Source organism: Shewanella hanedai, assembly GCF_007197645.1.
Classification (GTDB): domain Bacteria; phylum Pseudomonadota; class Gammaproteobacteria; order Enterobacterales; family Shewanellaceae; genus Shewanella; species Shewanella hanedai.
Genome location: NZ_VKGK01000019.1, coordinates 63,922 through 85,361 on the forward strand (window position 1 = coordinate 63,922; position 21,440 = coordinate 85,361).

Consider the following 21,440-nt stretch of genomic DNA (forward strand, 5'->3'; position numbering starts at 1 on the left):
CGTACATGCACTGCTTATTGTGGTTTATCTGTATTCGAGTTCCACATCAGTTCAGAGATTAAGCTCTGGGTTGCCACATTGGGGTGGAAACAATCACCGCCATTGATGTGTGATGCACCGAATTGGAAGGTGCCGCCAGAGGGGGTGCTTTCATCAACATACTCAGCCACAACTTCAATACCGTTAGGGTTGAGGCCGTTGCTATTTGCGTTGTAAGCGGTGGCTTCTTCAGCAAGAATGGCGTTATAGCGTTTTTGAGCAGCAGCAACACCGGCGATCCGCGATGCCATGGACTCGCCATTTAAGTTGCCAGACTTGGTGACGATTGAACACACATCGTAACTGGTCCAGATAGATTCACAGTTGATGTACGCATCACCCGCTTGTTTATCTATCCCCGCTTGGCGAATATCTTGCACTCTAGGGACACTACCGAGTAAGACACTGGCGCCTTCTGGCATGCCGGCAACTAAGGTGTTCAGACCTGTTCGTATCGCTTGGCGCCATTCATCATCGCTATAGATAGGATCGTTACAGTTTGCAGGATCGATACAATCACGGCTACACAGATCATTACCACCAAAAATCAATTCAACATGATCCGGCGTCGGTGTTTGGGCGACAATAGTGCTCGCTTGAGCGGCAAAGCTTGGCTCGGAACCATCTTCACGAATACCTGTCAATTCAGCTCCTGTGACTGCGCTATTGTTAGTGTTGATTGAGCTGTCGAGTACCTTGTAGCGGTCGTAGACACTGTTAACCGCTGAGCTTGAACCATCAAACCAAGAGTGCTCAGGCTGATCGCCACCAGCAAGGCATAATAGAGACCACCAAGAGCTGTTATAGGTACAGTCAGCACCAAATGCCCGGGTAATGCTGTCTCCGATTACGGCGATATTAGCCACGCCAGCCACGGGGCCAGGCGGAGGCGTGGTCACTTCATTATAATTTTCGACCAATGAAATACCGTTAAAGTTGGAGTAACCGTTCATCAGCAAATAGTAGGTACCTGCTTGTATGTTGGTGACGGTACAGGTTTCATTGTTACCGCTTTTATAGGGGCGGCAATCATAGGTGCTGGTGGTTGGTTCTGCGCCGAATCTAAGATAAAGATCAGCATCTCCACTGCCGCCGGACATGGCGATATTAAGATCTTGAGCTCCAGCGGGAACTTCAAAAGAGAACATGAGTTGCTGACCACTACTGCCAGTTAGGTTCGTCAACGCAACGCCATTTTCTAGCACCGTGGTGTTCGATGCCGGTGGCGTTGTGCCTAGTTCATCGTAACTTGCCGTGAGTGCTAATGCAGAATAGGCAGAGTAGCCCTTTAGCATGACATGATAGTCACCAGTTTGAATGTTGCTGATGTCGCAGGATTCATTGTTACCGCTATTGTATGGACGGCAATCGTAGACAGTGTCTGTAGGAGCACTGCCAAATTTCACATACAGATCCACATCTCCGCTACCGCCACTGGTATTAACGTTTAAATTGGTGGCTCCTTCAGGTACGGCTAAAGTGAAAAAGGTCTCACTTGCTGACGCCCCGCTTAATCCTGTGACTGTGGTACTGTTTTCTAATGCTGTTGCTGCTAATGCATGACCAGATAGCATTAAGATATTGATCGCTAATATGCTTTTGAACTTTTGACTATTAATTACATTTTTCATCATAGAGCCTCGTCCATTATTCCCCAGAGTATTAAGTTTTTTTATTATTAATCTTGTTTATTTAACAATATTTAACCTAGCAAGAATAAATAATGAACAGTATGTAATAGAGGATAAATGGCTCTAAAGGCGGCAAAAATATCCCTTGAGCTTACTTTGCAATTTCAATCTTGCATTGGATAAGAAGTTCTGTGATATTGGATGCAACAAAAAAACAACATATGTTTGTCATTTATTTAGATAGAGGTGTTAAGTGCAAAACCTCATCGTTTCTCATAACTATTTTTCCTTGATCTCCGGTTATTTAAATCAATTGAAACGACAGCATTCGGATATAGAGGAGCTGTCCGATGCTGGATCGGTAGATACTCAGTTAAATGAATTGAAATCGGTTTATTTTGTTGAAGATATTGAGTGGGTGATAAAGCAGATCACTTCATTTTCTAATGATCTCTCTTTTGGTTTAACAATAGGAGAGAATATTCATCCATCTGACTATGGTCTGGTGGGTTATGCATTAATGAACTGCTCTAATTTGAATACCGCTCTCACACTATCCTCAAAATACAAACCTGTGATGAATCAGGCATTCAAGTCCTGCTTTATTAGAGGGGAGGTGGACTCTAGCTATCAAGTTACGACGGATCTTGATGATAAATACCTTGCCGCATTAATTGAGTTAGATTTCGCATCAGGTATTCAGTTAGCTAAGTTGCTAGTGGATAAACAAGATCTGTCTCAGCTTAAATTACGGCAAGTCAATTTTCGACACGGCCCTTTGAGTTCCCTGTCTCATTATCAACGCGTGTTTAATTGTCCGGTTCACTTTTATCAGCATAAAAGCGAGATCATTATTGATAATAGTGTGCTGGCATTAGAGGTTCGTTCGGCAAACTCAGCGATATTAGATATGTTGATAAGGAAAATAGATCAAGCGGTAAAGTCTTATTCTTTAGGTCTGACATTCTGTCATCAAGTCATCAATTATGTGGCTAACAGTAGAGGAGAAATTCCTAGCGCAAAGCAGGCTGCTCGCCATTTTAATATTAGCTTGAGTACCCTTAAAAAGCGTTTGATGTCAGAAGGTAGAAACTATTCCGAAATTTGTGACTCCATGAGAAAAAGTCTGGCAATTAAAATGGTCGCAAACCCCATCGTCCAGATTAAAGTTGTGCATTGTTCTTTAAATTTCTCCAGTTCAAGTGCGTTTAATCGCGCCTTTAAACGTTGGACATCCATGACACCTACCGAGTATCGGCAAAGAGCTATCGCCAGTCAGCAACCTAAGGTCAAGGCTCTTGTCTCTGATAGTGTAAGCAATTAATAATTTAACTTCTTGATAATAAAATGAAATTATTTAAGAAAGCTTCTCCCCCAAACTTGTCATTTATTCCATTCATAAATACCTATTGCTTGCTAACTGCATGTTTTTAATCAATAGGTTAATTGAAGTGTCAGCTGGTTATCCATGGTTCACAGCATTGGGTATGAAAGCCATATTAATACAGAATAGATTGGTATCGACTCAAAACATATTTGACATGTTCAACATTTGTCGATAAATTGATTGTATCGACTCGAAACTATGTGTTGAAAGTTATTGATTCGAGTTATTTTGAAACTAGCAATGAGGTTGATATGGCAAATTTAAATCCGGTTGATATAGAGAATGCGTCTGATGCACAGAAGCAGTTATTTAATGAAGTGAAGGGAGCATTTGGCGCAGTGCCAAATATGTTCAAGACCATAGGTCATTCATCGGCAGCACTTGAGAGCATGTGGACCTCGTTTGGCGCACTTGGTAAAGGCAGTATTTCACCAGCACTTGGAGAGAAAATTGCTGTGTTAGTGGCGGATATTAATCGTTGTGAATACTGTCTTTCTGCCCACACCGTTCTAGGTAAAAATGCTGGTGTGACTGAGCAGGAAATGAGGTTGGCTCAGCTTGGTTCTTCGGATGATCCTAAGGTGCAAGCAGCTTTAGATTTTGCGAGAAAGCTTGTCACTCAACATGGTCAAATTAGTCGAAATGATTTTGGATTAGTGAAGCAAGCAGGCTTTTCTGATGCGGAAGTGGCTGAGATTTTGGCTCATGTTGCCCTTAACATCTTCACTAACTACACCAACGTAGCGTTTGATGTGGAAGTTGATTTTCCGATAGTGAATTTAAGCTGATAAAGAAATATTTCGTGGTTTTAATTAAAGCAACCTCCTTGCCTTAGTCGGCAAGGGGGTAAATAAAATAAGGAGCTTCTATGCAAGTGCATGTATTTGATACACACGTGACAACTTCAACTTCGCAATATGTTCATTTCGATGTGTTGGTGGATGATAAAAACAAAGATCGAGTAAAAGAGTTTGCTCAGGTTTATTTATCCTCATTAGGTATCGAGGTTGATAGTATTAATCAATCTCGGTGTGACTTTTGTCATTCTGAGATAGCAAACCCTGAGGTGATAACAGCAATAGAAAAACATGGCTATAGTATTATCCCTTTATAAATCAATTGAGGATATTTCGATGATAAAGTGTGACGTACATGATTATGTTGAAATAGCTTGTCTATACAAGATTGAGGTGCTGTTGACACTGCACTCCGGTGAAGAGATAACAGGAGTGGCGAGTACCACAAGTATTAATAGTGATAAGCAGGAGTTGCTGGTCATTATTCAAGGCGATGACACGACAGCAGTGGTGTTAGAGACGATCAAAAACATGCAAGCTTTGACGTCTAACCCTCACTTTTCCAGTGTTGATATCTACTGATATGCTAATTCGAGTGAAAATGAAGCTGTGACAGGAGCTCTCTTGTCACACTTGCAACTGCACATTTCTGTTTATAAAAGAAACTTATGTTATTCCATATAGCGAATTGCTCTGATAAGCGGATGCTTTATTTGTAGATTAGGTTAAGATCGGGAGTCTGCCATTTATGCCGTCACTAAAAGAGCTAAACACTATGCGTTATGAAGTTTGGGAACAGTTGAAAGTCGAGGCCGAAACCTTGGTTCGAAAAGAACCATTATTGGCCAGCCACGTGTATTCATCTGTATTAAACCATGAGTGTCTAGGCTCTGCACTGAGCTTTATAGTGGCCAATAAATTGTCAGACGGTGTGGTTTCGCCTTTCACTTTCCGTGAACTATTTGATAAGGCTTTCATCCATTGTGACCAGATGTTGACCAATGTCGCGACCGATATTAAGGCCGTGAAGGAGCGAGATCCTGCGGTGGGCAGTTACTTGATGGTCTTATTAAACCTGAAAGGATTTCAGGCGATTCAGGTGCACCGTTTAGCAAACTGTTTATGGCATCAAGACCGAACTGAATTGGCACAATTTATTCAGAGTCGAAACTCTGAAGTCTTCGGTGTCGATATTCATCCGGCGTGTAAAATGGGCACTGGCATTATGTTCGACCACGCAACCGGTATTGTTATCGGCGAAACTGCGGTTATCGAAAACAATGTTTCTCTGCTTCAGGGCGTGACCTTAGGTGGTACGGGTAACCAGCAAGGTGATCGTCACCCTAAGATCCGTGCAGGCGTCATGATAGGCGCGGGTGCTAAAGTGTTAGGTAATATCGAAGTGGGTGAAGGTGCCAAAATTGGAGCTGGATCTGTGGTATTAACCGATGTGGCTGCTCATACGACTGTGGTGGGAGTACCTGCAAAAGTTGTCGGCACACCAGTATCAGCGTGTCCGGCAGAAACTATGGATCAGATGTTTGAGTGTGACCGCTAGTATATAAATCATGGGCTAGTTATTAGCCCATGATTTTCCGCGTTATATTTCCTATTCATTAATCAATATCTCTTGAGTAAACCCGATAACCTCTGTCGGTTGCCTTGGCTTTATACATAGCAACATCAGCGTGCTTCATGATCGATTTTTTGTCTGGCCCATGTTTCGGATATTCGGCAATGCCAACGCTGATGCCTACGACTAAGGCGTGGTTCTCACATTGAATATCTTCTGACAGCGCTTGTTGGATTATTTTAGCCACCTCTACTGCTTCAGCTATTTTTGTGTCCGGAAGCACTACCGTAAACTCATCTCCACCAAGACGTGCGGCAATTCCTCCTTTAGGAAGGCTGCGACGAATTCGCTCTGCGACGACTTGAAGTACGTGGTCACCTTCGGCGTGCCCTAAAGTGTCGTTGACCATCTTAAAATCATTTAGATCCATCATTAAGCAGCTAAAAATATGGTGTTCGTCGTCAATTAACTTATCTAACTCATCATAGAATTGGTGACGGTTTGCTAGGTTGGTGAGGGGATCATGGTGAGCCTGATAATGTTTCTCGTGTACCGTCTGTTGTAGTTTGAATATGGTCTCTTTACTCATTCTAGAGATGACAAAAACAAAAGCGCCTCCGCCGCAAAATATGGTGGCAACAATAAGCTCTAGGCTGCCAATATCTCTGTCAATCAACATCCAAATGTAGCCTAAGTATCCAATAATAAACATAAAAATCATAGTCAGCAGTAAAACCCAACCATTATGCTGATGGTCAGGTATATTGCAGATTTGGCGGGTTGGGGAGAGTGCAGAGATGAGCCCCAACAAGCCTGTGGTTACTAGTGCAATAGCGATATTACTCATAAGTCTTATAGTGTTATTAAGTGTCAGAACTGGCAGAAAAGTGGCATTAGATAAATAAGTATAGATGAAGATTCTGACTCTGATAGCCCTTGGTTAAATGGGCTTTAAAGGTGGGGAACTTGCTGCTGATGCTTGATATAGTAAGGTTTTATCACTGTTAACGCTCAGCTCTAAGGTTTTTAAAATCGTTAATCATCGCTCGATGAAGTGAGTGCCAGCTTTGGGTTTAACGATTAAAAATCATATACCTAATGAGCTGCTTGATACCAACGCTTACTGTCGGTATCAAGTTTAGGGGCATGCTAAACATAGATTCCGCAATCATTGGAATACATAGCCCTGAGGTTTAACTTGAGCTTTGATTCGCTAAACAATTTTGAGGAAGGCGGAGATGATCGGATCATCTTGGCTTTTGGTTTTACAGCAGCACCCGAGCTCAAAAGGGGGGATGTCGATTGGTGAGGGGATCACCTGTATTCGATCTCTCACCGGACTATTGGTTATGACCACTTCAGGGGTGATACTGACGCCACAGCCTAAGGCAACCATAGAAGCGATCGCTTCTTGGCCTGACACTTGTGCATAGATATTGGGAGTCAACCCAAGCAGCTTAAACCAGTTATCAACTCTACGTCTGCCCGGTCCATGTTCAGGAACGATAAAAGGTAGCCGATCCCACGGAATATAGGACTCGCTGAGTAACTCTTGTACTTGGCAATGATAGGTCGGGGCAATAATGATCAATGGCACATCATCTATTTTGACAAAATGAAGGCTGTCGGGAAAAGGATCCGGCAGTGCTGCGATGGCGATATCGGCGCGATTATTTTTTACCTCATTAACCGCATTTGCTGCATCACCTGTGGTGAGCGCTATTTCGACCAGCGGGTGCTCGCGCCTAAACCTGTCCAGTAAGCCGGGTAAGTGGCTGTAGGCGGCAGTGACTGAGCAATAAAGGTTGAGCCGTCCACGTAGCAAGTCTTGTTTAGGGTCAATTTTTGTCTTTAACTTGGTCCAATGATCCAGTGTTTGCTCGGCAAAATGACGGTACTCGACGCCAGCATTGGTTAAGGACACGCTACGGTTATCCCGCTGAAACAGCTTAGCTCCCACCTCATCTTCTAACCGCTGCATGGTTCGACTTAGTGCCGATGGACTCACATGCATGGCTTGTGCTGTTCGAGAGAAGTGCAGGCTCTCCGATAGATGTAGGTAGAGCTTGATGGTTTTTATATCCACAGGACAGAGACCTTATAGCATATTTAGTGTTGCGTTTTTCGCAACATTACATCCCGAATATATCATTTTAAGCAACCTAAAGCATGGGTTATAGTGAATTCAATCGCTGCTCGACCACGTTGGTTTGAGCGACTCTCCTAAATTCGAATCGAAAGGTGGTATATCAGATGGCTAACTATTTTAACTCTCTGAATTTGCGTCAACAACTAGAACAACTGGCTCAGTGCCGCTTTATGGATCGTAATGAATTTAGTGACGGTTGTGACTTCATTAAGGGTTGGAACATTGTCATCTTGGGTTGTGGCGCACAGGGCCTAAACCAAGGTTTGAACATGCGTGACTCAGGTCTGAATATCGCATATGCACTTCGCGCTGAAGCGATCGCAGAGAAACGTGCGTCATTCCAAAAAGCGACAGGTAATGGCTTTCGTGTCGGTACCATCGAAGAGTTAATTCCTGATGCAGACTTAGTGCTTAACCTTACACCTGACAAGCAACACACCGATGCCGTTACTCGTGTGATGCCGTTGATGAAACAAGGCTCGACTCTTTCTTACTCCCATGGTTTCAATATCGTGGAAGAGGGCATGCAAGTACGTGAAGACATTACCGTTATCATGGTTGCTCCTAAGTGCCCAGGTACCGAAGTTCGTGAAGAATATAAGCGTGGATTTGGTGTACCAACACTTATCGCCGTTCACCCTGAAAATGACCCTAAGGGACAAGGTTTCGATATTGCTAAGGCTTACGCTAGTGCAACCGGTGGTGACCGTGCAGGCGTTCTGCATTCATCATTTATTGCTGAAGTTAAGTCTGACCTTATGGGTGAGCAAACGATTCTTTGTGGTATGTTGCAAACAGGCGCAATTCTTGGTTACGAGAAGATGGTTGCCGATGGTGTAGAGCCAGGTTATGCCGCTAAATTAATTCAGCAAGGCTGGGAAACAACGACAGAAGCGCTTAAGCATGGTGGTATTACCAACATGATGGACCGCTTGTCAAACCCAGCTAAAATCAAAGCATTTGAGATGGCAGAAGAGCTAAAAACTATTCTTAAGCCACTATTTGAAAAGCACATGGATGACATCATCGGTGGTGAGTTCTCTAAAACCATGATGGCTGATTGGGAAAATGATGATGCGAACCTACTTAAGTGGCGTCAAGAGACGGGTGAAACAGCCTTTGAAAATGCACCTCAAAGTGATGAGAGCATTGATGAGCAGACTTACTTCGATAAAGGTATTTTCCTTGTCGCTATGATTAAAGCGGGTGTTGAGCTTGCCTTCGATACAATGGTATCAGCGGGTATTATTCAAGAGTCAGCTTACTATGAATCTCTGCATGAAACGCCGCTTATCGCCAATACGATTGCACGTAAGCGCCTTTACGAAATGAACGTTGTTATCTCTGATACTGCAGAATACGGTTGTTATCTATTTAACCACGCAGCAGTGCCAATGTTGCGTGAGTATGTACAGAACATGTCTTCTGAGTTCTTGGGTCGTGGATTAAATGACAGCGGCAATGGTGTTGATAACCAGCGTTTGATTGAAGTTAACGCCGCTATTCGTGGAACAGGTGTTGAGAAAATCGGTGCTGAGCTTCGCGGTTACATGACAGCCATGCAAGTGATTGTTGAAGAGAAGTAATTAATTTCAGAAAAGACACAGGTCCAATATAAAAATTGGGCCTGCTAATAGAAATACACAAGAACATAAAGTTAGTCATTGAAGTAAAAGATAATTTCATGAAGAGGTTAGGACGTTACTTTAGTGTGAAAATGCCAAATTTTGATTTCCATCTGCGCATTTTCTCACTTGGGTAAAAAGGTTTTTGTTGTGTTTTTTGTTGGCTTTGTGTTATTGATTAATCACTCTTCTAAGGAAGAGACTGAATTTAAGCAAACTAATTAGGAAACAGGTAACTATGTTCAACCAAGCCGCCCTACTCATTATTGAGGTTATTACCGTCGTGATTATTACATCACAGCGGGGGCAAGGTATGGCATATCGACAAACCTAATTAAGGTAAAGATTGCAACCAACCCCCCGCTCCGAAAGGAACGGGGGGTTTTTCGTTTAAGGCCTGAATTTAAGGTTTTACCCTACAAATAATGATCCAACAATAGGGTCAGAAAATAGTGAGAGATGCAGATGGAACAAGAGCAGAATAAACAAGGTCAAATGATGCGCGGTGCAGATGCCGTGATCAAGGTATTAACTGCTCACGGTGTTACCAACATCTTTGGTTATCCTGGCGGCGCGATCATGCCCATCTACGATGCCCTTTACGGTGCACCTGTTGAGCATCTGCTAAGTCGTCATGAACAAGGTGCTGCTTTTGCTGCCTTAGGTTATGCCAGAGCCAGTGGTAAGACGGGCGTTTGCTTTGCAACATCAGGCCCCGGGGCGACAAACCTAGTGACCTCACTTGCCGATGCGCTACTTGATTCTGTTCCTGTTGTCGCCATTACTGGGCAGGTTTCTACCGCAGTGATTGGTACTGATGCATTCCAAGAGATCGATGTGCTAGGCATGTCGTTGTCATGCACTAAACACAGCTTCATGGTCACTGAGATGGATGAGCTGGTTCCTACCTTATACAAAGCATTTGAGATCGCAGCTTCTGGCCGACCAGGCCCTGTGCTGGTGGACATTCCTAAAGATATCCAGATCGGTATGCTTGAATACAAAACACCAGTTCAAGATCGTGTTGAAGAACCTTTGCTTGATAACAGATTAGTAGATGAAGCGACCACCTTATTGACTCAAGCCAAGCAGCCTATGTTGTACGTTGGTGGTGGAGTCGGCATGGCTGGCGCCGTTGAGCCACTGCGTAGATTCATCAAAGTCACTGGCGTTCCGTCGGTGGCAACACTAAAGGGCCTAGGTTCGATTGCTAAAGACACGCCTGGTTACCTTGGTATGTTAGGCATGCACGGCTCTAAGGCTGCAAATATCGCGGTACAGGAGTGTGACCTATTGATCGTTGTCGGTGCACGCTTCGATGACAGAGTTACCGGCCGCTTAGCCTCTTTTGCTGAACACGCCAAAGTGATCCATCTTGATATTGATGCCGCTGAACTCGGAAAACTTCGTTTACCTGAGGTTGCCATTGATGGTGATCTTCGTCAGGTGCTCCCAGCACTGGCTACATCGCTTGATATCGCTCCTTGGCAAGCTGAAGTTGCGCGACTTAAAGAGGAACATCAGTGGAACTATGACAGACCTGGCGAGTTAATATTCGCTCCTGCGATGCTGAAAAGTTTGGCCAATAAGCTACCAGAAGACAGTGTGGTGTGTTGCGATGTGGGTCAGCACCAAATGTGGGTGGCTCAACATATGTGGTTCCGTAAGCCTGAAGACCATCTATCCAGTGCCGGCCTTGGTACCATGGGCTTTGGTTTGCCAGCAGGAATTGGCGCGAAGGTTTCTCGCCCTGAAGCCACTGTGGTTGTCGTTTCTGGTGATGGCTCTTTTATGATGAATGTCCAAGAGCTAACGACCATTAAGCGTCGTAAACTAGCGGTTAAAATTCTGCTTATCGACAATCAAAAACTTGGCATGGTTAAGCAATGGCAACAGCTGTTTTTTGAAGAGCGCTACAGCGAAACGGATCTTTCCGACAATCCAGATTTTGTCACATTAGCTTCTGCATTTGATATTCCGGGCCGCACCATTACCAACACTGATGAAGTTGAAGCTGCGTTAGAACATCTCGTCAATTGCGACGGCCCATACCTGTTACATGTGAGGATTGACGAGGCCCATAACGTCTGGCCACTCGTACCTCCAGGAGCATCAAACAGAGACATGATGGAAGAGATGGATAAATCGACCTAGGTTAGCCGCTTGAAGCTATCAGATAGAAATAACAACAGTAAAAGAACAGCATGATGGAGATACAGAGATGAAACATACGGTGAATTTAATCTTAGAGCAGCGTCCAGAGGTGCTTGAACGAGTATTGAGAGTCGTACGCCATCGTGGGTTTAAAGTGACCAAGATGAACATGGCATTAGCGGACGGAAAAACCGCCGGTGTCGATATGACGGTCGAGAGTGACCGTGGTATTGAGTTACTCACTAAGCAGTTGGATAAACTTATCGATGTGATTGAGTGCAATGCATTAGCGCACTAAATATCGGCAAGGCTCGTTAGTCCCAGATTGATAAACATATAAGCCAGCTCAAAACTGGCACACAAGAGATTGAGGATAGGATATGACCGCGAAGAAAGCAGAATTTATATGGTTTAACGGTGAGATCATGCCTTGGGGTGATGCTAAGGTCCATGTGATGTCCCACGGCTTGCATTATGGTTCTTCTGTTTTCGAGGGGATACGTGTCTACGATACTCATCTCGGGCCTGCTGGCTTTCGTGTCACGCCTCACGTTGAGCGCTTGTATGATTCGGCTAAGATCTATCGCATGCCAATTCCATTTACGTTCGATGAGTTGATGAAAGCTTGCACCGACATCGTCCAGAAGAACAATTTAAAGAGTGCTTATATCCGCCCTTTGGCCTTTTATGGTGATGTGGGTATGGGTATTACCCCGCCAATCGATGCTGTGTGTGATGTTATGGTGGCAGCGTTTCCTTGGGGCGCTTATCTGGGTGAAGACAGCATGGAAGCGGGTGTCGATGTGGCGGTTAGCTCTTGGAATCGCTTAGCACCGAATACCATTCCGACGGGTGCCAAAGCGGGGGGTAATTATCTCTCTTCTATCCAAATCTCCACCGAAGCTAAGCGAAATGGTTTCCATGAGGGCATCGCTCTGGATGTAAATGGCCTCGTCAGCGAAGGTGCTGGTGCGAACTTATTTGTTGTTAAGAAAGGGAAAATTTATACTCCGCCCGCAACTGCTGCTATTTTAATGGGCCTGACCCGTGACTCGATTATGGTACTTGCCCGTGACTTAGGTTACGAAGTGGTAGAAGAAGCCATGTCACGTGAATTCCTCTATCTTGCCGATGAGATCTTCATGACAGGCACCGCTGCCGAAATCGTTCCTGTGCGCAGTGTCGATAGAATCGATATTGGCGTGGGTAAACGCGGCCCGGTGACTAAGCAGATCCAAGACAGTTTCTTTGGCCTGTTTACTGGTCAAACCGAAGACAAGTGGGGCTGGTTGGAAGTGCTATAAAAGAAGGTCCTAGGATTTAGGGATCGTACCTAGGTCCTAGGCTAAGCAAAGACAAAAAAGAATCATCAAACCTAAGACTCATGACTCTTGGGCTTAATAATTAAATTGAAGGTTAAATCGTTTGCTCTTCCTAGGATCTAGGACCTAGCATCTCAAACCTTATCAAAAGGATTAATCGCAATGCCAAAATTACGTTCAGCTACCAGTACCGAAGGTCGTAACATGGCTGGAGCCCGCGCTTTATGGCGTGCAACCGGTGTTAAAGATAATGATTTCGGTAAGCCGATTATTGCGATTTCTAACTCATTTACTCAGTTTGTTCCAGGCCATGTTCATCTTAAAGACATGGGTTCTCTGGTTGCTGGCGCTATCGAAGAAGCGGGCGGCATCGCCAAAGAGTTCAATACGATTGCTGTCGATGATGGCATCGCGATGGGCCATGGCGGCATGCTGTACAGCTTGCCATCTCGTGATCTTATCGCCGATAGCGTTGAATACATGGTCAATGCTCACTGCGCGGACGCACTCGTGTGTATCTCAAACTGTGACAAAATTACCCCAGGTATGTTGATGGCGGCACTTCGCCTTAATATCCCTGTGATCTTTGTTTCCGGTGGCCCAATGGAAGCGGGTAAAACCAAGCTTTCTGACAAGATCATCAAGCTGGACTTGGTTGATGCCATGGTAGCTGGTGCCGACAGCCGTGTGTCAGATGCTGACAGTGAACAAATCGAACGTAGTGCTTGCCCTACCTGCGGTTCGTGCTCTGGTATGTTTACTGCCAACTCAATGAACTGCTTAACTGAAGCTTTGGGCTTATCGCTGCCTGGTAACGGTTCTATGTTGGCGACTCACTCTGATCGACGTGAACTTTTCCTCGAAGCCGGTCGTCGCATCATGGATCTCGCGACCCGTTACTATAGAGATGACGATGAGTCTGCTTTGCCGCGTAATATCGCTAACTTCAATGCTTTCGAAAATGCGACTGTGTTAGATATCGCCATGGGCGGATCGAGTAACACGGTTTTGCATCTGATAGCAGCAGCGCACGAAGCTAAAGTCGATTTCACGATGGCCGACATCGACAGATTGTCACGTCTAGTGCCACATCTGTGCAAGGTTGCGCCGTCAACGCCTGAATACCATATGGAAGATGTGCATCGCGCTGGTGGCGTAATGGGTATCTTGGGCGAACTTGATAGAGCTGGCTTGCTTCATAACGATGCATATCACGTTGCAGGTAAGAATTTAAAAGACGTATTAGCCAAATGGGATATTGCCCAAAGCGATGATGCTGCGGTACATAAGTTTTACTCTGCAGGCCCAGCAGGTATTCCAACGACTAAGGCCTTTAGCCAATCGTGTCGTTGGGACAGTGTCGATAATGATCGCGTGGGTGGTTGTATCCGCAAGCGTGAGTTTGCCTTCAGTCAAGAAGGTGGTCTAGCGGTTCTTGCCGGTAATATCGCTATCGATGGCTGTATCGTTAAGACGGCTGGTGTCGATGAAGAAAATCATACATTTATCGGTTCAGCTCGAGTGTATGAAAGCCAAGATGATGCGGTTGCAGGCATCTTAAATGGTGAAGTGGTTGCTGGTGATGTGGTGGTTATTCGCTACGAAGGCCCTAAAGGTGGCCCAGGTATGCAAGAGATGTTGTACCCAACCAGTTACCTTAAATCTCGCGGCTTAGGTAAGGCGTGTGCATTGATCACCGACGGTCGTTTCTCTGGTGGTACTTCGGGTCTCTCTATTGGCCATGTTTCGCCAGAAGCTGCGGCAGGCGGCACCATTGGCTTAGTTGAAACTGGTGACAGAATAGAGATTGATATTCCAGTACGTTCAATCAAGTTAGCCATTAGTGATGTTGAGCTGGCTGCGCGTCGCAGTGCTATGGAAGCGCGCGGTAAGCAAGCGTGGAAACCTGTGGGTCGTGTAAGAGAAGTTTCATTAGCCCTTAAAGCCTATGCATTACTCGCGACCAGTGCCGACAAAGGTGCAGTTAGAGATGTCAGCATGCTGGAGGATTAACATGACCGAGTTAGCCACACACACACAAATAGATTTGGCCCATTATTATTTACAGAAAACTTTGCTGTCTTCTGTTTATGATGTCGCCAAAGTGACGCCACTTTCAAGCTTAAATAAGTTGTCGGCCCGTCTGGGCTGCCAAGTGTTTCTTAAGCGTGAAGATATGCAGCCGGTGCACTCATTTAAGCTACGTGGCGCTTATAACCGTATTTCACAGTTAACCTCTGCTGAACGAGAGTGTGGCGTGGTGACTGCTTCGGCAGGTAACCATGCTCAAGGTGTGGCGATGTCAGCCTCGGCACTTGGGCTTAGCGCCATCATTGTGATGCCTGAAACCACGCCAGAGATTAAAGTTGATGCTGTTAGACGTCTGGGTGGTGAGGTGGTACTTCACGGTCAGGCGTTCGATCAAGCCAGTGCTTATGCTCAAGAATTGTCAAAAACTGAAGGGCGCGTTTATATCGCTCCGTTTGATGATGAAGCGGTGATTGCCGGTCAAGGCACAGTGGCGCAGGAGATGTTGCAACAACAGCGCGATATCGAGATGGTATTTGTGCCTGTGGGTGGCGGCGGATTGATTGCTGGTATCGCCGCATTTTATAAAGCTGTAATGCCACAAGTTAAAATCATAGGTGTTGAACCGGAAGATTCCGCGTGTTTAAAAGCGGCGCTCGATGCGGGTGAGCGGGTGGTATTGCCGCAAGTGGGCTTATTTGCTGATGGTGTGGCGGTTAAGCAGATTGGCGCTGAGCCATTTAAAGTGGCGCGGCAGTATGTGGATGGCATGATAACAGTGACCTCTGATGAGATCTGCGCTGCGGTGAAAGATATTTTCGAAGATACCCGTGCGATTGCCGAGCCTGCTGGCGCGTTAGCACTTGCTGGGCTTAAAAAGTACATGGGCACTCAAGGTAAGGGCGAGAAAGTGGCTGCCATTTTGAGTGGTGCTAATGTGAACTTTCATAGTTTACGTTATGTCTCAGAGCGCTGTGAACTTGGCGAGAAGAAAGAGGCGATTCTGGCGGTTAAAGTGCCAGAGAGACCGGGAATATTTCTAAGGTTTTGTGAGTTACTCGAAAAGCGAGTGATGACTGAGTTCAACTATCGTTTCAGCAGTCGTGACAAAGCAGTAGTGTTCGCAGGTATTCGTTTGTCTGGTGGACAAGTTGAGTTAGATGAGATCATCGCACGGCTCGAAAATGATGGTTTTGAAGTGCAAGATCTCTCCCATGATGAGACCGCTAAACTGCATGTGCGCTATATGGTCGGTGGTCATCCACCGGAAGAGCTTGCTGAGCGCCTGTTTAGTTTCGAATTTCCTGAGCACCCCGGCGCACTATTCAAGTTTCTAACCACCTTGCAGAGTAAATGGAACATTAGTTTGTTCCATTACCGAAATCACGGTGCGGCTTACGGTCGAGTGTTAGCGGGCTTTGAAGTGCCAGAGTCTGATTATGCCGGATTTCAGCAGTTTCTAACTGAGTTAGGGTTTGTGTATCAGGAGGAGACGCAAAGTCCAGCCTATAAGCTCTTCCTCGATAATAGGGGTTAGGTAAGCTGAGAGATAAAAGGACGCAATCGCGTCCTTTTTTATATTCAAACAAGAGTTTGAATTAGATTGAATTCAAGGTTAGTCTTAAGTCCAGTTGTGAAAGACGTTCAGGTTAAATAAGATGCCAAAAGGCACACTGTAAATCGCTAAAATGATTCTAGATTTAACGATCTAATACGTAGGGAGCGAGTATTAAGTCTTTAGACTCGATGAAGTTTATAGACAAGGTACTCATTAAATAGTTAATCCTTTTCTGTTAGAGAAGGCTTTATTGAGGAAGTAAGATGTTAGTAGCACCGTATATCGACGCATTTAATCCCCCACGTAGAACCTTGATGGGTCCTGGTCCTTCCGATGTCTATCCTGAAGTGCTTGCCGCACAGGCGCGCCCAACCATCGGCCATCTCGATCCACTATTTGTTGGCATGATGGACGAGCTTAAATCGCTAATTCAGTATGCATTCCAGACTGAAAATGAGATGACACTCGCTGTTTCTGCGCCAGGTTCTGCCGGCATGGAAACCTGTTTCGTTAACTTGGTCGAAGCGGGCGAGAAAGTGATTGTCTGTCGTAATGGTGTATTTGGCGAACGTATGCGTCAAAACGTCGAGCGAGTCGGCGCTACTGCTATCGTGGTCGATAATGAATGGGGTGAGCCAGTCTCTGTTGCTGATGTTGAAGCGGCCTTGATTGCGAATCCGGATGCGAAGTTCCTCGCTTTTGTTCACGCAGAAACCTCAACTGGCGCGCTATCAGATGCAAAGAGTTTATGTGCACTTGCCAAACAACATGATTGTTTGTCGATTGTTGATGCTGTGACATCAGTAGGCGGCGTCGAACTTAGGGTAGACGAGTGGGGCATCGATGCCATCTATGCGGGCAGTCAAAAGTGTCTCTCTTGTGTGCCGGGTCTGTCACCAGTGTCGTTTTCCCCTGCCGCTGTTGCGAAACTAAAATCGCGCAAAACCCCAGTGCAGAGTTGGTTTTTAGATCAAACCTTAGTCATGGGTTACTGGAGTGGCACAGCCGATAATAGCGCTAAGCGAAGTTATCACCATACCGCCCCTGTGAACGCGCTTTATGCGCTGCATGAATCGCTTCGTTTACTTGCTAATGAAGGGCTGGAATCAGCATGGCAGCGACATGCCGATATGCATCAAGTGTTGCGTCAAGGTCTAGAAGGGCTAGGGCTTAAGTTTGTGGTTGATGAAGCTTCACGTTTGCCGCAACTCAATGCCGTCTATATCCCTGAGGGAGTGGATGATGCCGCAGTACGTAAGCAACTGTTAGAAAATTATAATTTGGAAATTGGTGCCGGACTTGGCGCCCTTGCAGGTAAAGCCTGGCGTATCGGTCTAATGGGTTATGGTGCTCGCCGCGAAAACGTCGCATTGTGCCTTAAAGCATTGGAAGATGTACTGAAGTAATTTTTTGATAAATGAAAGCCCCATTGAAGCAGTTCAATGGGGCTTTTTTAATACTTAATATTACCTTGTATTTTATCTATGTTAATTGGTATGACTACTGGTCTCGGACCAATCGAACAGATGCCGCAGTATTGCCTTTATGTGCATTGTTGGCCTGTCCGCTATAAAAGTAGACATACTCAGCCCTATTCTGATCACTTGGATTGGTGGTACTTGACCAATAAGAGGAATACAAAGGAGTATTAGGGAAGAAGGCACCATTAATCATAGGAGGGGCGTTATTGGTGTCTACCAAGCTTGCTAACTCCTCTATTGTGGGTAGTCGCCACCCAGTCGCTGAGCCACAAAAATCATTGGTGTTTACGCTATCTGTAAAGTGTTTGGTGTTACAGAAGGTGCTACTGTCATTTGCATCGTAGCCGAAACAAAAATTGGCTGATGTACTCACTCCTTCGAACCCACCATTGGTGTTAGGATTAGGGTCAAACCAAGAGTAAGCATCATCGGCGTCATGTAGATTTTCTTTACGTATCTCGTTACGATCACGTTTCACTTCCCAGATAAGGTTGGTCGCAACATCTTTAACACATGACCATTGGGTACCTTCACTTTCACTGCCGGTGTCGCTCCATGGAAGGGTTTGGTTAGCCAGTGGGTTGCCGATATCATTGAGCTTGATAAACGGCGCCGTCGTTTCTTGGATCACGGGGATATTTGACAATAGTTCATGTGTTGTTTCTATTGCCCCCACATTGATTGCGGGTCCAACGCCACCAACGGTACCTGTTCCACCAGAGTTATCGATCACATCTTGTGTAGTACAAGCGCCCAAATGACCTATAAACTCCAGTCGACCTTTAGTGCCACCACCGCTAGGGCCTGAGACATTTTGAACGCCAAATTCAAGGTTAAAGTCAACGCCATTACCGGTACCTGAAAACGTGCTATTGCCACTTTCGCTAGGGCCCCAAGATGCCATTGTCGATTGACTGTACTGGGTACGAGAAACTATTCGGTTAGCTGTTTGATTAGTCAGATTATTTAAATCAATGTAACCCATATTGTCTGACTTGAATTCATCGATAATGACCTTGCCGCCGCCACATGAGCAAAAATCTTGCTTCAATTTGTGGGTGACGTTGGATGCACTACCAAAATCAAACCATGATAAGGCGCCATCCCAAACAATGCCTTGGTATTGCGTACCGTCAAACACGTTATTTACCACTGGGTGGCTACCAGCACTGTTTACCCAAGAATTAGCAAGACTGAGATCCACTGTGACATATTCATTACAGCTTTCAGGTAATACGTCAGTGTAAATCACCTCATGACATTGTTCGGTTACACTAGGGTCATTAGGATCACAATCATCATCGTTCAATGCACCGTCACCGTCTAAATCGATAGGTGTCGAGTCTGGATTTGCAGGATCGCTACCCGCATCTTTCTCCTCTTCGTCACAATAGCCATCGCCATCAGTATCCACACAAGGTTGATCGCCAGCATTGAAACATAACTGCAGCAGTGTGGTATCGACTTCTGTGTTTTCAGATACGAGAATATCAAGCCCATCACCACTGGTATTGCTCGCGTTGAGCACCGTGATGAGGTTAGGTGTGTTTGGCAAACTCGGAATGTTAAATAAACCATCAATGATGTACGCCACTCCACCATTTAACGTGCCGTTAGGCCATTGATTGACGAGGGTGCCCGGCGCAGTGGTAGTAAAGCCAGTGACCATGTTGCTCATCGCGGTATGGGCCAGAAATACCTTATCGTTGGTTGCATTTGGACCACTCGCACGGGCATTAATCATGAACTGTGCTTTAGCGATACTGCTGCCATTGGGTAAGGCTAAGGTATCAATAAAGGTATTGTCCTTGTCGCCAATTTGATCATAAGTGACGAGGTTACCCGCTAATGCTAACAGAGCTGCACTAGGGCTGTTTTGATCAGAACCTGGCGTGAAATCATCGGGCTCACCACCCACGATTTCGTAGTAAGTCTCACCTTGATCAACATCACAGGTAAATTTCTCTTTTAGAACAGAAATCACCTCTTTAACTGGCGTACCTGTGGGTTTTTGCGGAGTTTTAACGCGACAAGCTGCAACGGCAACAAAATCGACATTAGTGGTCGGCATCATTACTACGTCTAGATCAGTTTGCCCAGTTTGCAGTTTGTCGAGCAGAGACTGAGAACCAGATTGATCTTGTATGTTTTGTAGATTTTTAAAATACACATGGGGCGATACACTCTGCCAAGTGGTGCGAATGTCGCTCACGTCACCACTGACATTGGCGCTTGAGCTTAGGTTGGTGGCATCGCCTATGGCAAATATATCGAAATAATTTGGCGTATCAGTAAGGGTAAATCCGCGCTCTTTTAATCCCATGACCAAAAGACCATTGGACAGATCACTCGGTAAGTTGGCTAAGGTATCGGCAAACACATTAGGGTTAGCTGGCGTTATGCTGGCATCGAAATCATATGGGTGAACTAAGTTATTCGGTACCGTGCCTAACCAAGTGGTTAATGCAGCAGATGGAGCCGTATTCTCAATGTTAGTCGAAGCGAAATCATCCGCGATGCCGTACATAAAGATTTGTTTCTCTTCGTCATCTTTACATGTTAATTGCTCAAAAGCTTTTTCATAGGGAAGCGGCTCTTTTTCGCCAGCTCTGATGTGGTAAGCGATGTTACTGGCTTCTTTTTGGCTCAGCCTAAACATCTCATCGGTGACTGGTGATTCAACTTGGAGTTTAGGCACTTCTGCAACACAAGATCCCCCATCATAGGCAGTAATACACGGCATTATGTTTGATAAATTAATCGGTGGGTACGGATCATCAGGATTGCCTTCACAATACTCAGGTACTCGGTCACAAATACTTTGAGAGTGCAGGGTGAGATCCACTAATGACTCGGCCATCGCTTTAATGTCAGCATCATAGGCTTGTTTCAACGATAATCCGTTGCCACCTAATCGCTCTAGGTTCGAGTTGAATGCTTGCAATATGGCTTCATTTTGCTGACCGCTGCCATCGAGTTTAAAGTTTTGCGCTAAATAGCTTTTGGCTTGTTTTAGATTGAGTGGGATAGCATGACCACAGCACCAATCTTCTCCTAGCTCTTGTGCGTATTGAACCACACCTAAGGCCAGTAGATTGAATGGCGACGCTTCCTCTTCTCCCACAGGGAACGACATAAATCGTTTACCCTCGAAAGCGATGAAACTTCCTATTCCTGTAGCTTCAGGTGGGGCAAGTTCAATCAACACCCGTGCATTTTCTTTTAGTTTTTCAATGTCGATCCCTTTGTAAACTTCAGTAATCGCGACGGGTGTTGCATCACAAATAAAATCTGCATCCTCGTCTATACAGGCCTTAACCTGAAATGAAGCAGGGATCCCTTTCAGTTCTGTTTTGGGTTCCACCACGGGATCGGGTTTATCTGGTTTTGGCGGTGCGGCTTCCTCATTACCTCCACACGCTCCCAGCCCCGTTATCATGATAAGTAAAATACTTAACCTTGTTAAAACTTTCATCTTCAACTCCTCATAGAGTGCTATTTATCTTGTTAGCCACTGACTGTTCTTCCTTGACTCTTTTTATATTTGCCTCAATTTTTCCGGCAAAATTACAATATCAGCGATGGGGAGCGACTCATTAAAATACGAGGGCCAAAAGGGGGGCTGTTGGGGATTTACCCAATTTTACCCATAAGTTATAAGTTCTTTAAAACAATGATTTATATGGTTTTGGCCAA

17 protein-coding genes are annotated in these 21,440 nt (G+C 45.2%); 13 read left to right on the plus strand and 4 right to left on the minus strand.

What is annotated here, in order from left to right; translation table 11 throughout:
• Positions 1–14: 14 nt before the first annotated feature.
• Complete coding sequence (locus FN961_RS15555) at positions 15–1,673, minus strand: pre-peptidase C-terminal domain-containing protein (protein ID WP_144041099.1); 1,659 nt, start codon at positions 1,671–1,673, stop codon at positions 15–17.
• A 250-nt stretch (positions 1,674–1,923) separates the two neighbouring features.
• Here FN961_RS15555 and FN961_RS15560 point away from each other — a divergent pair, with 250 nt between their 5' ends.
• The 5 genes from FN961_RS15560 (at position 1,924) to cysE (ending at position 5,412) form a co-directional block, all read left to right on the plus strand.
• Entirely contained in the window at positions 1,924–2,994 is a 1,071-nt protein-coding gene (locus FN961_RS15560) for an AraC family transcriptional regulator (RefSeq protein ID WP_144041100.1), read from the plus strand.
• Between the two features lie 314 nt (positions 2,995–3,308).
• The gene (locus FN961_RS15565; protein ID WP_144041101.1) at positions 3,309–3,845 is read left to right on the plus strand and encodes a carboxymuconolactone decarboxylase family protein; all 537 of its coding nucleotides are present in this window, start codon (positions 3,309–3,311) and stop codon (positions 3,843–3,845) included.
• 80 nt (positions 3,846–3,925) lie between these two features.
• Positions 3,926–4,171 (plus strand): DUF2024 family protein, encoded by a 246-nt coding sequence (locus FN961_RS15570; protein WP_144041102.1) that lies wholly within the window; start codon positions 3,926–3,928, stop codon positions 4,169–4,171.
• A gap of 19 nt (positions 4,172–4,190) precedes the next feature.
• Positions 4,191–4,436, plus strand: a complete 246-nt coding sequence (locus tag FN961_RS15575; protein WP_144041103.1) for a Rho-binding antiterminator — start codon at positions 4,191–4,193, stop codon at positions 4,434–4,436.
• 193 nt (positions 4,437–4,629) lie between these two features.
• Entirely contained in the window at positions 4,630–5,412 is a 783-nt protein-coding gene (cysE, locus tag FN961_RS15580; protein WP_144041135.1) for a serine O-acetyltransferase, read from the plus strand.
• A gap of 58 nt (positions 5,413–5,470) precedes the next feature.
• Here cysE and FN961_RS15585 read toward each other — a convergent pair whose 3' ends face one another.
• Together FN961_RS15585 and ilvY are read right to left on the minus strand one after the other, a co-directional pair.
• Positions 5,471–6,274, minus strand: a complete 804-nt coding sequence (locus tag FN961_RS15585; protein ID WP_144041104.1) for a GGDEF domain-containing protein — start codon at positions 6,272–6,274, stop codon at positions 5,471–5,473.
• A gap of 366 nt (positions 6,275–6,640) precedes the next feature.
• Positions 6,641–7,513, minus strand: coding sequence for an HTH-type transcriptional activator IlvY (ilvY, locus tag FN961_RS15590; RefSeq protein ID WP_144041105.1), 873 nt, complete (start codon positions 7,511–7,513; stop codon positions 6,641–6,643).
• A gap of 167 nt (positions 7,514–7,680) precedes the next feature.
• Here ilvY and ilvC point away from each other — a divergent pair, with 167 nt between their 5' ends.
• The 8 genes from ilvC to FN961_RS15630 all read left to right on the plus strand — a co-directional run bounded on the left by ilvC (position 7,681) and on the right by FN961_RS15630 (position 17,669).
• The gene (ilvC, locus tag FN961_RS15595; RefSeq protein WP_144041106.1) at positions 7,681–9,162 is read left to right on the plus strand and encodes a ketol-acid reductoisomerase; all 1,482 of its coding nucleotides are present in this window, start codon (positions 7,681–7,683) and stop codon (positions 9,160–9,162) included.
• A gap of 277 nt (positions 9,163–9,439) precedes the next feature.
• The gene (locus tag FN961_RS15600; protein WP_144041107.1) at positions 9,440–9,535 is read left to right on the plus strand and encodes a leader peptide IlvL; all 96 of its coding nucleotides are present in this window, start codon (positions 9,440–9,442) and stop codon (positions 9,533–9,535) included.
• Between the two features lie 164 nt (positions 9,536–9,699).
• A complete protein-coding gene (gene ilvG / locus FN961_RS15605) occupies positions 9,700–11,355 on the plus strand; it encodes an acetolactate synthase 2 catalytic subunit (RefSeq protein WP_221936128.1) in 1,656 nt (551 codons plus the stop codon).
• Positions 11,356–11,422: 67 nt separating this feature from the next.
• Complete coding sequence (gene ilvM, locus FN961_RS15610; RefSeq protein ID WP_144041108.1) at positions 11,423–11,653, plus strand: acetolactate synthase 2 small subunit; 231 nt, start codon at positions 11,423–11,425, stop codon at positions 11,651–11,653.
• 82 nt (positions 11,654–11,735) lie between these two features.
• Positions 11,736–12,659 carry a branched-chain amino acid transaminase gene (locus tag FN961_RS15615; protein ID WP_144041109.1) on the plus strand — a complete coding sequence of 308 codons (924 nt, stop codon included), beginning with the start codon at positions 11,736–11,738 and terminating at the stop codon, positions 12,657–12,659.
• Between the two features lie 180 nt (positions 12,660–12,839).
• Positions 12,840–14,690, plus strand: a complete 1,851-nt coding sequence (gene ilvD, locus FN961_RS15620) for a dihydroxy-acid dehydratase (protein WP_144041110.1) — start codon at positions 12,840–12,842, stop codon at positions 14,688–14,690.
• Between the two features lies 1 nt (position 14,691).
• Positions 14,692–16,242 (plus strand): threonine ammonia-lyase, biosynthetic, encoded by a 1,551-nt coding sequence (gene ilvA / locus FN961_RS15625; protein WP_144041111.1) that lies wholly within the window; start codon positions 14,692–14,694, stop codon positions 16,240–16,242.
• Between the two features lie 284 nt (positions 16,243–16,526).
• Entirely contained in the window at positions 16,527–17,669 is a 1,143-nt protein-coding gene (locus FN961_RS15630; protein WP_144041112.1) for a pyridoxal-phosphate-dependent aminotransferase family protein, read from the plus strand.
• Positions 17,670–17,763: 94 nt separating this feature from the next.
• Here the strand turns inward: FN961_RS15630 and FN961_RS15635 are convergent, their stop codons facing one another.
• Positions 17,764–21,219, minus strand: a complete 3,456-nt coding sequence (locus tag FN961_RS15635; RefSeq protein ID WP_144041113.1) for an Lcl domain-containing protein — start codon at positions 21,217–21,219, stop codon at positions 17,764–17,766.
• Between the last annotated feature and the right edge of the window lie 221 nt (positions 21,220–21,440).